This is a genomic window from Rhodococcus sp. 2G (assembly GCF_001886355.1).
Lineage (GTDB): Bacteria > Actinomycetota > Actinomycetes > Mycobacteriales > Mycobacteriaceae > Rhodococcus > Rhodococcus pyridinivorans.
The window spans coordinates 2,245,167-2,259,281 of sequence record NZ_CP018063.1 but is presented as its reverse complement, the minus strand read 5'-3'; the positions used below and the strand labels follow the sequence as shown (position 1 = coordinate 2,259,281).

The following is a 14,115-nucleotide window of genomic DNA, read 5'->3' as shown; positions in this document are numbered from 1 at the left end:
ACCGACATCGAGTCAGACCCAGACCCAGCACCACCCGGACACCATGCACCACCCGGAACTTCAGGAAGGCGAGAGCACATGACGCCCCCGCACAACTACCTCGCCGTAATCAAGGTCGTCGGTATCGGCGGTGGCGGCGTGAACGCGGTCAACCGCATGATCGAGCAGGGACTCAAGGGAGTCGAGTTCATTGCCGTCAACACCGACGCGCAAGCCCTGCTCATGTCGGATGCCGACGTCAAGCTCGACGTCGGCCGCGAACTGACCCGCGGACTCGGCGCCGGCGCAGACCCGGAGGTCGGCCGCAAGGCCGCCGAGGATCACAAGGACGAGATCGAAGAAGTACTCAAGGGCGCCGACATGGTCTTCGTGACCGCAGGCGAGGGTGGTGGAACCGGTACCGGCGGCGCTCCCGTCGTCGCGAGCATCGCCCGCAAGCTCGGCGCGCTCACCGTCGGTGTCGTCACGCGTCCGTTCTCGTTCGAGGGCAAGCGCCGCGGCAGTCAGGCCGACACCGGCATCCAAACGCTGCGCGAGTCCTGCGACACGCTCATCGTCATCCCCAACGACCGGCTCCTCCAGCTCGGCGACGCCGCCGTCAGTCTCATGGACGCCTTCCGCTCCGCCGACGAGGTGCTCCTCAACGGTGTCCAGGGCATCACCGACCTCATCACCACACCGGGTCTGATCAACGTCGACTTCGCCGACGTGAAGGGCGTCATGTCGGGTGCCGGCTCCGCGTTGATGGGCATCGGCTCGTCGCGCGGCGAGGGGCGTGCGATCAAGGCCGCGGAGGCCGCGATCAACTCGCCGCTGCTCGAGGCGTCGATGGAAGGCGCGCGCGGCGTGCTGCTGTCGATCGCCGGCGGATCCGATCTCGGCCTGTTCGAGATCAACGAGGCTGCCTCGCTCGTGCAGGAGGCCGCGCACATCGACGCCAACATCATCTTCGGCACGGTCATCGACGACTCGCTCGGCGACGAGGTCCGCGTGACCGTCATCGCCGCGGGCTTCGAGGGCGGAACGCCTGCCCGCCGTCCCGTCGAGGTCGGCCAGCAGCAGCAGGGGCAGGCGCAACAGCAGCCGCAGCAGCAGCAGCAGTCGGCCGGTCGGCCCGGTGCGATCGGCGTCGCGCGCGCCGGCGAACTCGGCCGTCCCGAGCGCGAGACCGTCGAAACCACCCCCGTGCGCGAGCAGCCCCCCGTCGGCAGCCAGCCGCCGGCCGGAGGCGGCAACGCACCCCGCAGCGTGGACATCGACGACGACGGTGACGACGACGTCGACGTGCCGATCTTCATGCGCCGTTGACGGCTCCGCACCGCCTGCTGCGCGCCCGCCGGGTCGTGACCACACGAGCCGGCGGGGTGTCCGCAGCTCCGTACGACAGTTTCAACCTCGCCGATCACGTCGGTGACGACCCGGCCGCAGTCGCTGCCAACCGGCGGCGGCTCGCGTCCGTCATCGGGTTGCCGCCCGAGCGGTTCGTCTGGATGGAACAGATCCACAGCCGCAACGTCACCGTGGTCGACGGGCCGGTGTCCGAACCCGTTCCCGCCACCGATGCGCTCATCACCCGCGAGACCGGGCTCGCGCTCGTGACCCTCAGCGCCGACTGCGTGTCGATCCTGCTGTCCGACGAGGTGGCCGGGGTGATCGCCGCGGTGCACGCCGGCCGGGTGGGGGCGCGCATCGGGATCCTCCCGCGCGTGCTCGACGTCATGGTCGATCTCGGCGCCCGCCCCGATCGCATCGGTGCGCTGCTCGGACCGGCCGCGAGTGGCCGGCAGTACGAGGTGCCCGCGGCGATGAGGGCCGATGTCGAGGCACACCTGCCCGGTAGCGCGACCCGCACGAACCGCGGTACTCCCGGACTCGACCTGCGTGCCGGACTGCGCCGCCAGCTCGCCGATCACGGCGTGACCGCCGTGGTGGAGGATCCGCGCTGCACGATCGAGGACACCTCGCTGTTCAGCCACCGGCGTTCGGCACCCACGGGGCGGTTCGCCTCGGTCGTCTGGCTCGAGGAGGCCGGCGAGGAGGGAACGGCGTGAGCCCCACCTCCGAGGAGCGGCGCGACGAACTCGCCGGACGTCTCGCCACCGTACGCGAGCGGCTCGACGCCGCGGCGCGCGCCGCCGGACGCGATCCGTCGGACGTCGCGTTGCTGACGGTCACCAAGTTCTTTCCCGCCTCCGACGCCGTGCTCCTCCACGAGCTGGGATGCGAACGCTTCGGCGAGTCCCGCGAGCAGGAGGCGAGCGCGAAGATCGCCGTGTTCCGGGAGAGCGTCGACGCGCCGGTCGAGTGGCACATGATCGGTCGGGTGCAGCGCAACAAGGCCCGTGCCGTCGCCCGTTGGGCGCACACGGTGCACTCGGTCGACAGTCTCCGTCTCGTGCAGGCCTTCGAGAAGGGGGCGCGGGCCGCCCTCGACACCGGCGAACGCACCGGACCGCTGCGGGCACTGCTGCAGGTCAGCCTCGATGGCGACCGGGAGCGCGGCGGCGTGGTCGCCGAGGATCTTCCCGCCCTCGCCGAGGCGGTCGCCGCGTCCGAGGTCCTCGAACTCGGAGGCCTGATGGGAGTGCCGCCGCTCGGGTGGGAGCCCGAACGGGCATTCGAGCAGCTTCACGCCATGCATGCACGGTTGCTGCAGGACCACCCGGCGGCGGTGGAGCTGTCCGCGGGCATGTCGGGTGACCTCGAGCACGCGGTTCGATGGGGTTCGACGTGCGTGCGTGTCGGAACGGCGGTCTTGGGGTATCGACCGTTAGCCTGAATGACATCCGCCGCGCGAGGGAAAGGCGATCGATGAGCACACTCCACAAGTTCAAGGCGTACTTCGGGATGGTGCCGCTCGAGGATTACGAGGACGAGTACCTCGACGATCCGGCGAGTGGCCGCCGCGACCGTGATCGCGACTACGGCGAGGCCACTTATGGCGGCTACGCGCCGTCGCATCGCGACGAGTACGCCCCGTCGCACCGCGAGGAACCGGTTCGCGAGTTCGAGCACGACGAGTTCGACCGGTACGAGCCGGCACCGCGTCCGCGGGTCGAACCCATCACCGCTCGCAGTCCCCGTCCGGCGCCCACCCCGGCCCGCGCGGTTCCCAGCCGTGCACCACTGACGGCGGAGAGCCGGCTCGAGCGCGCCGAGCCCCGGCGTGGTGCGCTCTTCGACGAGGGAGGTCCGTTGTCCAAGATCACCACGTTGCGCCCCCGCGACTACAGCGAGGCGCGCACGATCGGTGAGCGTTTCCGCGACGGAACGCCGGTCATCATGGACCTCGTCGAGATGAGCAACGCCGACGCCAAGCGACTCGTCGACTTCGCGGCCGGGCTCGCCTTCGCGCTGCGCGGTTCGTTCGACAAGGTGGCCACGAAGGTCTTCCTGCTCTCGCCCGCCGACATCGACGTCTCCGCCGAGGAACGGCGGCGTATCGCCGAGACCGGCTTCTACAACCAGCAGTAGTCGACGCGCGCTGCGCGGGCGTGCACACGGCACGTCCGTCGTGGCATGCCCGTCGCCGTCCCTCGAGTGTTCCGACACGCCCGGCCATGATGCAGATCACTGCAGGCCGGGCGTTTCGGTTTTGATCGACCCGTCATCGTCGGGCATTGTGGGCAGGTGGCCGTTTTCGAGGTGCTGTGGTTCCTGCTGTTCATCTTCTGGCTTCTGCTGATCGGGCGGATCATCGTCGAGTTCATCAGAACCTTCGCGCGGGAGTGGAAGCCGTCCGGCTTCGTGGTCGTCGTTCTCGAGGCGATCTTCACGGTCACGGATCCGCCGGTGAAGCTGCTGCGGAGACTGATTCCGCCGCTCAATCTCGGTGGTGTACGGCTCGATCTGTCCATCATGGTCTTGCTGTTCATCGTGTATTTCCTCATGGCATTCCTGCCCAGGGGCGGCGCAGCATGATGCCTGCGTCGGACGTCGGGTCGAGCCGTCCCGGAGCTGCCGTGTGCCACAATGGAGTGCCATATACAGTGGGTTTTGATACGCGTAACGCACTGTCGATTACTCAGAACGCCTGCTTGACCGCTTACTCGACGCGTGAAGGGATCCTTCCATGCCGCTGACACCAGCTGATGTGCACAATGTCGCGTTCAGCAAGCCTCCGATCGGGAAGCGTGGTTACAACGAGGACGAGGTCGACGCCTTCCTCGATCTCGTCGAGCAGGAGTTGACGAACCTCATCGAGGAGAACGCCGACCTGCGTCAGCGGGTCGCCGAACTCGACCAGGAGCTTGCCGAAGCCAAGAAGGCGCCGCGCAGCGCGTCGTCGTCCGCGCCGGCGGCCCCGTCCAAACCCGAACCCGCGCGTGTCGTCGAGACACCCAAGCCGGAACCCGCCCCGGCGCCGGCTCCGGCACCCGTCCCGGTCGCCGCTGCGCCGTCGAGCGGCGACGCGAGCATGCAGGCCGCCAAGGTCCTCGGGCTCGCGCAGGAGATGGCCGACCGCCTCACCGGCGACGCCAAGGCCGAGGCCGAGGAGCTCGTGCGCAACGCTCGGACCAACTCCGAGCAGCTCGTCTCCGACGCCCGCACCCGCAGCGAGGCGATGATCGCCGACGCGCGGCAGAAGTCCGACGCGATGCTCGCCGATGCCCGCACCCGTTCGGAGACCCAGCTGCGTCAGGCCAAGGAGAAGGCCGACGCGCTGCAGGCGGACGCGGAGAAGAAGCACACCGAGATCATGGCCACGATCAACCAGCAGCGTTCGGTGCTGGAGGAGCGCATCGAGCGGCTCAAGACGTTCGAGCGTGAATACCGGGTGCGCCTGAAGTCCTATCTGGAGTCGCAGCTCGAAGAGCTCGAGCAGCGCGGTTCCGCCGTTCCGGTGGACGGTGGACAGGAAGTGTTCAACCAGTCCAACTCGTCGTCGTCGTTCGGATCGTCGTCCTTCGCGAAGGGCAACAGCTGACCGACGGTCTCTCCGGCTGGTGCTGTACGGCCTGGTGCTGTACCTCGGTAGAGGAGGAGCGTCGTGCTCGTCGTCACGCTGGTACTCGCAGCTGTCGGATTCGGTCTTCTCGTGATCGCGTTGATGACCGGTTCGGTGCTCTGGGCATGGGGTTGTATCGCGGTGTGCGTCGTGGGAGCGGTGCTCCTGCTGGCGAGCACGCTCGGCGGACGGAGTTCGGCCGAAGGTGAGTGGGCCGATCCCCGTTCCGTCGGGCAGGCCGGAGCCTCGGGCGGACGTCCCGGTCGGCGTGCATCGCGCCGGCGTCGCGGCGACCGGAATTCTTCGGATCGCTGAAGCGTCCTACAATATGCATCACCGAGCGTGAAGCTCGATCCCGCGATCGCGGGCGGCGTCGATCCGGCCATCACCGGGGAGCCTCCGGAAGAACGGCGACCTTGCCGGTCGCCCAGTAGAACCGGACGGGTGGGCCCGTCACAGCCCGAACGAGTGGCCGTCCCCCGGGACGAGCAAGCGGGGTGGTACCGCGGTGGCCGTGCACGCGCACGGCGATCGTCCCCGTGCCGAGACGTATCCAGGCACGGAGGAGCCACGCTGTGACCGAGAACCACGCTGCACCGGATCCCACCGCAGCAACCGCCGGCAGTACTGCCGGATATCCGCGCGTCGACTACGACCTGCCGCGCGATTCGGGTGTCGACTTCCCGGCGCTCGAAGAGCGTGTGCTCGCGCAGTGGGCCTCCGACGGTACCTTCGAGGCGTCGCTGCGCAACCGTGACGGCGCCGACGAGTTCGTCTTCTACGACGGCCCGCCCTTCGCGAACGGCCTCCCGCACTACGGGCACCTGCTCACCGGCTACGTCAAGGACGTCGTCCCGCGCTTCCAGACCATGCTCGGGAAGAAGGTCGACCGCCGCTTCGGCTGGGACTGCCACGGCCTGCCCGCCGAGCTCGAAGCGGAGAAGCAGCTCGGCATCAAGGACAAGTCCGAGATCGATTCGATGGGCCTGGCCGAGTTCAACGCCTACTGCAAGCAGTCGGTGCTGCGCTACACCGGTGAGTGGCGCGACTACGTCACCCGTCAGGCCCGCTGGGTCGACTTCGACAACGACTACAAGACCCTCGACCTCGACTTCATGGAGTCGGTCATGTGGGCGTTCAAGTCGCTGTACGAGAAGGGCCTGATCTACCAGGGCTTCCGGGTGCTGCCCTACAGCTGGTACGAGCAGACGCCGCTGTCGAACCAGGAGACCCGTCTCGACGACGCCTACAAGATGCGTCAGGACCCGGCGGTCACCGTCGACATGGTGCTGCGTGCACCCGGTTCCGAACTCGACGGCGCGTGCGCGCTCATCTGGACCACCACGCCGTGGACCCTGCCGTCCAACCTCGCGATCGCGGTGCACCCCGAGATCGAGTACGTCGCCGTGCGTGGCGCCGACGACAAGACCTACCTGCTCGCGCAGGATCGTCTCGGCCACTACGCCCGCGAACTCGGCGAGGAACCCGACGTGCTCGGCCGTTACCGCGGCACCGACCTCGTCGGTCTCGCCTACGAGCCGCCCTTCGACTTCTTCACCGGCCGCGAGAACGCCCACCGGGTGATCGCCGCCGACTACGTCACCACCGAGTCCGGCACCGGAATCGTCCACCTCGCACCGGCTTTCGGTGAAGAGGACATGGAGTACTGCCAGCGCAACGGCATCGAGCTCGTACAGCCGCTCGATCCGGGCGGCAAGTTCACCTCGATGGTGCCGCCGTACGAGGGTCTGCAGGTCTTCGACGCCAACCCGGCCATCATCAAGGACCTCAAGGCCGCCGGAAAGCTTGTGCGGCACGAGACCATCGAGCACTCCTACCCGCACTCGTGGCGGTCGGGTCAGCCGTTGATCTACATGGCGGTGCCGTCGTGGTTCGTCGCCGTCACCCGTTTCCGCGACCGCATGGTCGAGCTCAACCAGCAGATCACGTGGGTGCCCGAGCACATCCGCGACGGTCAGTTCGGCAAGTGGCTCGAAGGTGCCCGCGACTGGAACATCAGCCGTAACCGCTACTGGGGCAGCCCGATCCCGGTGTGGATCTCGGACGACCCGGAGTACCCGCGTGTCGACGTCTACGGTTCGCTCGACGAACTCGAACGCGACTTCGGCGTGCGGCCCACCGACCTGCACCGGCCGATGATCGACGAACTGACCCGGCCGAATCCCGACGACCCGACCGGGAAGTCGACCATGCGTCGCGTCCCCGAGGTCCTCGACTGCTGGTTCGAGTCCGGCTCGATGCCGTTCGCCCAGGTGCACTATCCCTTCGAGAACCGCGACTGGTTCGACACGCACTACCCGGGCGACTTCATCGTCGAGTACAACGGGCAGACCCGCGGCTGGTTCTACACGCTGCACGTCCTGGCCACCGCGCTGTTCGACCGTCCTGCCTTCAAATGCGTTGCCGCGCACGGCATCGTCCTCGGCGACGACGGCCTGAAGATGAGCAAGTCGAAGGGCAACTATCCCGACGTCAACGAGGTCTTCGCCCGCGACGGTTCCGACGCGATGCGCTGGTTCCTCATGTCCTCGCCGATCCTGCGCGGCGGCAATCTCGTCGTCACCGAACAGGGCATCCGCGAGGGTGTGCGGCAGGCGCTGCTGCCGTTGTGGAACGCGTGGAGCTTCCTGCAGCTGTACGCGTCGAAGCCGGGCACCTGGCGGACCGATTCGACGAACGTGCTCGACCGGTACATCCTCGCCAAGCTCGCGCAGACCCGCGACGTCATCACCGAGGCGCTCGAGGCCGTCGACATCGCCGGGGCGTGCGACGAGCTGCGCACCTTCTGCGACGCGCTGACCAACTGGTACGTGCGCCGCTCGCGGAACCGGTTCTGGGACGAGGACACCGACGCGATCGACACCCTCCACACGGTGCTCGAGGTCGTCACGCGCCTGGCCGCGCCGCTGCTGCCGATGGCGTCCGAGGTGATCTGGCGGGGTCTGACCGGTGGCCGGTCGGTGCACCTGGCGGACTGGCCGGCGTCCGACGACCTGCCCTCGGATCCCGCGCTCGTCGCGGCGATGGACGAGGTGCGCGGGGTGTGCTCGACCGTGCTGTCGCTGCGTAAGGCCCAGAAGCTGCGCGTGCGACTCCCGCTGCCCGAGGTCACGGTCGCGACGCCGGGCTCGTCGCATCTCGATCCGTTCGTCGACCTCATCAAGGACGAGGTCAACGTCAAGCGGGTCGTGACCACCGAGGACGTCGAGGCCCACGGCCGGTTCGAGGTGGTCGTCAACGCACGTGCCGCCGGTCCCCGTCTCGGCAAGGACGTGCAGAAGGTCATCAAGGCCGTCAAGGCGGGCGACTGGACGCAGGCGGAGGACGGCACGGTCACCGCGGCCGGCATCGCCCTGCTGCCCGAGGAGTACACCAGCCGTCTCGTCGCGGCCGAGCCGGAATCCACCGCCGCGCTGCCGGGTGGCAACGGCCTGGTGGTCCTCGACACGACCGTCACCGAGGAACTCGAGGCCGAGGGCTGGGCCAAGGACCGCATCCGCGAATTCCAGGACGCGCGCCGCAACCTCGGCCTGGAGGTCTCCGACCGCATCTCGGTGCGGTTCGAGGTTCCGGCCGAACGCGCCGAATGGGCCGACCGCCACCGGGATCTGATCGCCGGCGAGATCCTCGCCACGACCTTCGAGCTCGGCGCCCCCGAAGGCGAGGCGATCGAACTCGGCGAAGGAACCCGCGCGTCCATCGTCAGGGCGTGACCGGGCCGGTGCTTCCGGAAGGACCGAGCGTCCTTCCGGAAGCACCGACCTGCGGCCTCCCACCGGACGTGTGGGTGCGGCGCACTAGTCTCGACACGTGCCCGCTTCCGTGAGTCGGCGCTGGGTGTTGCACCTGGATCTCGACGCGTTCTTCGCGTCCGCCGAGCAGTTGACCCGGCCGACCCTGCGGGGCCGGCCGGTCCTCGTCGGTGGGCTCGGTGCCCGCGGGGTGGTGGCCGGCGCGAGCTACGAGGCCCGCGTCTACGGTGCGCGCTCTGCCATGCCGATGAGCCGGGCACGGCGCCTCGTCGGACCGGCGGCGGTCGTGCTGCCTCCGCGCGGAATCCTCTACCGCGAACTGAGCGGACTCGTCTTCGACACCCTGCGCGCCCGGATCCCGATCCTCGAGACCCTCTCTCTCGACGAGGCGTTCGCCGAACCTCTCGAACTCGCCGGCGCCGACGCCGACGAGGTCGAACGCTTCTGTTCCGAGTTACGCGAACACGTCAGGGAGAAAACAGGTCTCGTCGCCTCCATCGGGGCCGGATCGGGTAAGCAGATCGCGAAGATCGGGTCCGGTCTCGCGAAACCGGACGGGCTGCTCGTCGTCCGGCCCGAAGGCGAACTCCCGTTGCTGCACAGCCTGCCGGTGCGCAAGCTGTGGGGGATCGGTCCGGTGGCCGAGGACCGGTTGCGGCGACTCGGCATCGAGACCATCGGAGATCTCGCGGCGCTGCCCGTCGCCGAGGCGGCGTCGATCCTCGGCGGCACCATCGGGCCGGGACTGCACCGGCTCGCCAACGGATTCGACGACCGGCCCGTCGCGGAGCGCGCCGAGGCGAAACAGGTCAGCGCCGAGACCACCTTTCCCACGGACATCGTCGCGATGCCCGGACTGCGGCGGGCGATCGCCGCGTCGGCGACCGCCGCGCACACACGCCTGCGCAAGGACGGGCGTGCCGCCCGCACGGTGGTGCTCAAGCTGCGCAAGGCCGACATGTCGGTGCTCACCCGGTCGTCGACCCTGCCCTACGCCACCGAGGACATGCAGGTGCTCACCGCCGCCGCCCAGCGACTCGCGCTCGATCCCCTCGAGATCGGCCCCGTCCGGCTCGTCGGGGTGGGCTATGCGGGTCTGTCCGCTATCGCGCAGGACACCCTGTTCCCCGAACTCGACCGGACGACGACCGAGGAGACCGGACCGGCAGAGGAGGACGACGAGGAGCGCGTCGCGGCGAGCGGACCGGCCACCCGGTGGACGCCGGGCGCCGACGTCTGCCATCCCGAATTCGGGCACGGATGGGTGCAGGGCGCGGGCCACGGCGTGGTCACCGTCCGCTTCGAGACACGCAGCACGGGTCCGGGACCAGCACGGACGCTCGACGAGAACGATCCCGACCTCGGCGTCGCCGACCCGCTCGCGAGCCTGAACTGAAACATGTTCCCGGCGCCCTCATGGTCTTCTTACTACCGCCGGGTACTCTTGCGGGCGATCCGCTGCCGGATGACCGAGCACGACGAACACATCGTGCACGACCGAACGAGAAGGACGAGAAGTTGAAGCTTCGCAAGATCACCGTCGCCACCGTGGCGCTCGCCGCCGCCCTCACGATGTCCGCCTGCAGCTCGGACGACGGCGGTAGCTCCTCCGAGACGACCGCGAAGACCAGCACGACCACGACCGCCGCGGCTCCGGCCGTCGACTACCCGCCGGTGCCCACCGTCGAGGAGCTCAACGCCGACCTCGCGCGCGCCTTCGACCTGAGCGTCCCGGCCGCCGAGAAGACCGACCTGGTTCAGGGTGCCGAGGAGGATCCGGAGCTGATCAACATGGTCGCCCAGGCGGCCAACGACGCCGGTGTGCAGGTCAACGTCGTCGACGTGACCGACAACGAGAACGGCACGATCACCGCCGGTGTCGAGATGGCGCTCGCGGGCAGCGACCAGCCGTCCTTCGGCACGGTCGACTTCGTCGCCGAGGACGACACCTGGAAGGTGTCGAAGGACTATGCGTGCTCCATCGTCATCAACATGGCGCAGCTGCAGTCCCCGGCCTGCGTGTGATGTAGTACTCGTCCCGAACGAACCGACGGCCGGCGCGGATCATCCGCGCCGGCCGTCGGTGTTCGTCCGTCTCCCGGACTACTGATCCGGGGTGTTCCAGCCCACCCGGTCGACCTGCGACTGCGACAGGCGCGTTCCGCCGTCCGGCTCGACGTAGGTCTGATCGCCCCGCACCGTCAGTTCTCCGCCGACGGGCAGGGGGAGCGACGCGTCGATCGTCATCGACCCCTCACCGGCCATCGTGTACTGCTCGATGTCGAGACGGCCCTGCCCGTTCGGCAGCACCCAGGTGGACTCGCGCGGTGTCTGTTCAACCTTCACGTCGACCGTGATGCGGTCGTCCTCCCGCTCGACGAGCGTCGCCGTCCCGACCTGGTCGAGGGTGATGCCCGCGCTCATCACCTGCTGGTGGATCTCCCACACCGCGCCCACCCCGACGGCTTCCTCCGGGAACGAGACGATGCGATAGACGGCCTGGTAGAAGGCCTGCTCGATCGCCGACCGTGCGATATTCGCCGCATCGGGAGTGGGCTCGAGGCGCAGCGCACTGATCGCGCCGGTGGGGCCGATCGTCAGTCCGGCTCCGGAACCCTCGGCATCGGACAGTGCCGATCCGAGCGTCTCGTCCGGCGACGTCGCCGATCCGACGGTGATGTCGACCACGGTGCTCGGGTCCTCGTCGGAGACCGCCCGCTCGACCGTCGCCGAGAGCGGAAGGGTCAGCTCGGGAGTGGAGAAGTCCTGCTGCGGGTCGTCGCCGACGCGCTGGAAGACCTCGGACCGGGTGGTGAGGACGACGCCCTGCTGCACCCCGGCCTCCGGTACGAGCCGCACCACCGATCGGGGTTCGGCACCGGGGTCGAGCACTGTCGTGGTCACCGCCGACACCGGCACCGTCACCTCCGTCGATGTCGCCGCCGTGACGGCGGGCGCGCCGTCCGAAGGACCACCGCAACCGGCGACGAGAGCGGAGAGGGACAGCACAGCCGCGAGGGCACACGGCCCCGAGCGGGGGAATCTGGACAGCGCAGGCACGCCACCCAGGGTAGCCACGACGGGAGGGGGAACCGCCGCGGTCGTCCGGTAGGGGATGATGGAGCGGTGACGAACGAAGCTTCCCGACCCGACCGCGACGCGGAGACGCCGGTTCCCGGTCGTGCCGACGAGCCGTCCCCCTCCGTCGGCCGGCGCATGCTGCGGCCGCTGCTGCTCGTGGCGCTCGTCGTCTACGTCGCGGATCTGGTGACGAAGGTGCTCGCCGTCCACTACATCGACCCAGCCGATCCGATCTCGATCGTCGGCGACACGGTCACCCTGACACTCGTCCGCAATCCCGGTGCCGCGTTCTCCATGGCCACGGGCATGACCTGGTTGCTCACGCTGGTCGCGATCGCCGTCGTCGTCGGCGTCGTGAAGATCGGCCGGACCCTGAGATCGAGGTGGTGGGCGCTCGGCCTCGCCCTCGTCCTCGGGGGAGCGCTCGGCAATCTCACCGACCGTCTGTTCCGCTCGCCCGGACCGCTGCAGGGCCACGTCGTCGACTTCGTGTCGGTCGGATGGTGGCCGGTGTTCAACGTCGCCGACTCGGCCATCGTGTGCGGAGCGATCCTGCTCGTGGCCTTGACCGTCTTCGGCGTCGAACCCGACGGTGGTGCCTCGAAGGGCCGGGACGCAGCGCCGGGTGCGGACGAAACGAGAAAGGAATCACACCAGTGAGGGAAACCCGCGCGATGCCCGTACCCGACGGGCTCGACGGGATGCGTGTCGATGCAGGCCTCGCGCGCCTGCTCGGTCTGTCCCGGACCGTGGTCGCCATGCTCACCGAGGAGGGCGCCGTCGTGGTCGACGGCGCGGCGGTGGGCAAGTCCGACCGACTGTCCGCAGGCTCCTGGCTCGAGGTGGAACTGCCCGAGCCGCCCCGCCCCCTGACCATCGAGGCCCAGCCCGTCGAGGGCATGGAGATTCTCTACGCCGACGACGACATCGTCGCGGTCGACAAGCCCGTGGGTGTCGCCGCCCACGCGAGCGTCGGCTGGACCGGACCGACTGTGATCGGCGGCCTCGCCGCCGCCGGCTACCGGATCTCCACGTCCGGCGCCCACGAACGCCAGGGCATCGTGCACCGGCTCGACGTGGGCACCTCCGGCGTCATGGTGGTCGCGACGTCCGAACGCGCCTACACCGTCCTCAAGCGCGCCTTCAAGGAACGCACGGTCGACAAGCGGTACCACGCGCTCGTCCAGGGGCATCCCGACCCGAGCAGCGGCACCATCGACGCACCGATCGGCCGCCACCGCAGCAGCGACTGGAAGTTCACGGTCACCGCCGACGGCAAACCCAGCGTGACGCACTACGACACGATCGAGGCGTTCCAGGCCGCGAGCCTGCTCGACATCCATCTCGAGACCGGTCGGACCCATCAGATCCGGGTGCACTTCTCGGCACTGCGTCACCCCTGCTGCGGCGACCTCACCTACGGAGCCGACCCACGTCTCGCGGCGCGTCTCGGTCTCGAACGGCAGTGGCTGCACGCGTGCACCCTCGGGTTCTCGCACCCGACGCGCGGGCACTGGGTCGAGATCACCAGCAAGTACCCTCCGGATCTCGAACACGCGCTCGCCGTGTTGCGCAACGCCTGACCGATGGGACGTGTCCTGCCCTGGGCGTCGGTCGTCGTTCTCGTCGTCGCGGTGCTCGTCGCCGGGTGGACCTCACCGCCGCGGACGGCCCCCGTGGGGAGCGACACCCTCGGCCCCGACAACGGGGAAGCGGTCGCCGACTATCTGGCACGGGCCGCGGACAGCCTGAGCGAGGCGGCAACGGACGGAGACCTCGAGCACTGGGGACTGGTGTCCTTCACCGACGCCGTCGGCATCGACCGGGTAGTCGAACGCACCGACGAGGTGCGCGTGGCGCAGGTGCTGTTCCGCGTCCCGATCGACCGCGTCCAGACACCACTGGTGCCGGTCGCGGTGCCGGAGAACCCGGAGGCGGTGCGTCGTGCCCCCTCGGTCGCCGCGGGCCGGCTGAGCCTGGTGGAGTTCGGGACCGAACGCGCCGCGCGGGTCGGGGCGGTCTCCGCGCAGCGGCTCGCCGACGGCTGCGACTGCGTCGTCGCGGCGGTGCTCCGGGGTACTCCCTCACAGTTCCGGGCCGTCGCCGACGCCCCGGACGTGCGGGCCGTGGAGGTCCTGCCCGCAGACGCGATCGCGGGACGCTTCGCGGTGACCCCGCTGCTGCCCACCCACGTCGAGACGGTCGTGCCCGGCCCGGACGACGGGGAAGTGTGACGGTGCGGTGGATCCCGTCTCGGAACGACAGTGTCTCGGAACGACAGTGTCTCGGAACGACAGTGTCTCGGAACGACAG

General features: G+C 69.1%; 14 protein-coding genes. 13 read left to right on the top strand and 1 reads right to left on the bottom strand.

Annotation, left to right across the window (positions count from 1 at the left end):
• Nucleotides 1–78 precede the first annotated feature (78 nt).
• From ftsZ to BO226_RS10505, 10 genes are all read left to right on the top strand, one after another.
• Nucleotides 79–1,308, top strand: a complete 1,230-nt coding sequence (ftsZ, locus tag BO226_RS10550) for a cell division protein FtsZ (protein ID WP_071935185.1) — start codon at nucleotides 79–81, stop codon at nucleotides 1,306–1,308.
• A complete protein-coding gene (pgeF, locus tag BO226_RS10545) occupies nucleotides 1,305–2,051 on the top strand; it encodes a peptidoglycan editing factor PgeF (protein ID WP_071935184.1) in 747 nt (248 codons plus the stop codon). Before ftsZ ends, pgeF begins: the two co-directional genes overlap by 4 nt.
• A complete protein-coding gene (locus BO226_RS10540; protein WP_024101264.1) occupies nucleotides 2,048–2,779 on the top strand; it encodes a YggS family pyridoxal phosphate-dependent enzyme in 732 nt (243 codons plus the stop codon). The genes pgeF and BO226_RS10540 overlap by 4 nt, the downstream gene beginning before the upstream one ends.
• 32 nt (nucleotides 2,780–2,811) lie before the next feature.
• Nucleotides 2,812–3,474, top strand: coding sequence for a cell division protein SepF (locus tag BO226_RS10535; protein ID WP_006554133.1), 663 nt, complete (start codon nucleotides 2,812–2,814; stop codon nucleotides 3,472–3,474).
• A 156-nt stretch (nucleotides 3,475–3,630) separates the two neighbouring features.
• Nucleotides 3,631–3,921 carry a YggT family protein gene (locus BO226_RS10530; protein WP_006554132.1) on the top strand — a complete coding sequence of 97 codons (291 nt, stop codon included), beginning with the start codon at nucleotides 3,631–3,633 and terminating at the stop codon, nucleotides 3,919–3,921.
• 151 nt (nucleotides 3,922–4,072) lie between these two features.
• Entirely contained in the window at nucleotides 4,073–4,927 is an 855-nt protein-coding gene (wag31, locus tag BO226_RS10525; protein WP_006554131.1) for a DivIVA-like cell division protein Wag31, read from the top strand.
• A gap of 63 nt (nucleotides 4,928–4,990) precedes the next feature.
• The gene (locus BO226_RS10520; RefSeq protein ID WP_006554130.1) at nucleotides 4,991–5,263 is read left to right on the top strand and encodes a hypothetical protein; all 273 of its coding nucleotides are present in this window, start codon (nucleotides 4,991–4,993) and stop codon (nucleotides 5,261–5,263) included.
• 260 nt (nucleotides 5,264–5,523) lie between these two features.
• Complete coding sequence (ileS, locus tag BO226_RS10515; RefSeq protein ID WP_071935183.1) at nucleotides 5,524–8,682, top strand: isoleucine--tRNA ligase; 3,159 nt, start codon at nucleotides 5,524–5,526, stop codon at nucleotides 8,680–8,682.
• Between the two features lie 124 nt (nucleotides 8,683–8,806).
• The gene (locus BO226_RS10510) at nucleotides 8,807–10,117 is read left to right on the top strand and encodes a DNA polymerase IV (RefSeq protein WP_071935182.1); all 1,311 of its coding nucleotides are present in this window, start codon (nucleotides 8,807–8,809) and stop codon (nucleotides 10,115–10,117) included.
• 122 nt (nucleotides 10,118–10,239) lie between these two features.
• Nucleotides 10,240–10,746 (top strand): hypothetical protein, encoded by a 507-nt coding sequence (locus BO226_RS10505; RefSeq protein ID WP_033097609.1) that lies wholly within the window; start codon nucleotides 10,240–10,242, stop codon nucleotides 10,744–10,746.
• 78 nt (nucleotides 10,747–10,824) lie between these two features.
• On the opposite strand, the gene BO226_RS10500 is transcribed toward BO226_RS10505, so the two are convergent.
• Nucleotides 10,825–11,781, bottom strand: a complete 957-nt coding sequence (locus BO226_RS10500; RefSeq protein ID WP_037216823.1) for a hypothetical protein — start codon at nucleotides 11,779–11,781, stop codon at nucleotides 10,825–10,827.
• A 66-nt stretch (nucleotides 11,782–11,847) separates the two neighbouring features.
• On the opposite strand from BO226_RS10500, the gene lspA reads away from it, so the two are divergent.
• The 3 genes from lspA to BO226_RS10485 are packed head-to-tail and all read left to right on the top strand — an operon-like array spanning nucleotide 11,848 to nucleotide 14,036.
• Complete coding sequence (gene lspA, locus BO226_RS10495; protein WP_033097611.1) at nucleotides 11,848–12,462, top strand: signal peptidase II; 615 nt, start codon at nucleotides 11,848–11,850, stop codon at nucleotides 12,460–12,462.
• Between the two features lie 14 nt (nucleotides 12,463–12,476).
• Nucleotides 12,477–13,385 (top strand): RluA family pseudouridine synthase, encoded by a 909-nt coding sequence (locus BO226_RS10490; RefSeq protein WP_170318568.1) that lies wholly within the window; start codon nucleotides 12,477–12,479, stop codon nucleotides 13,383–13,385.
• A gap of 3 nt (nucleotides 13,386–13,388) precedes the next feature.
• On the top strand, nucleotides 13,389–14,036 hold the full coding sequence (locus BO226_RS10485; protein ID WP_006554123.1) for a hypothetical protein: 648 nt from the start codon (nucleotides 13,389–13,391) through the stop codon (nucleotides 14,034–14,036).
• The last annotated feature ends 79 nt before the right edge of the window (nucleotides 14,037–14,115 follow it).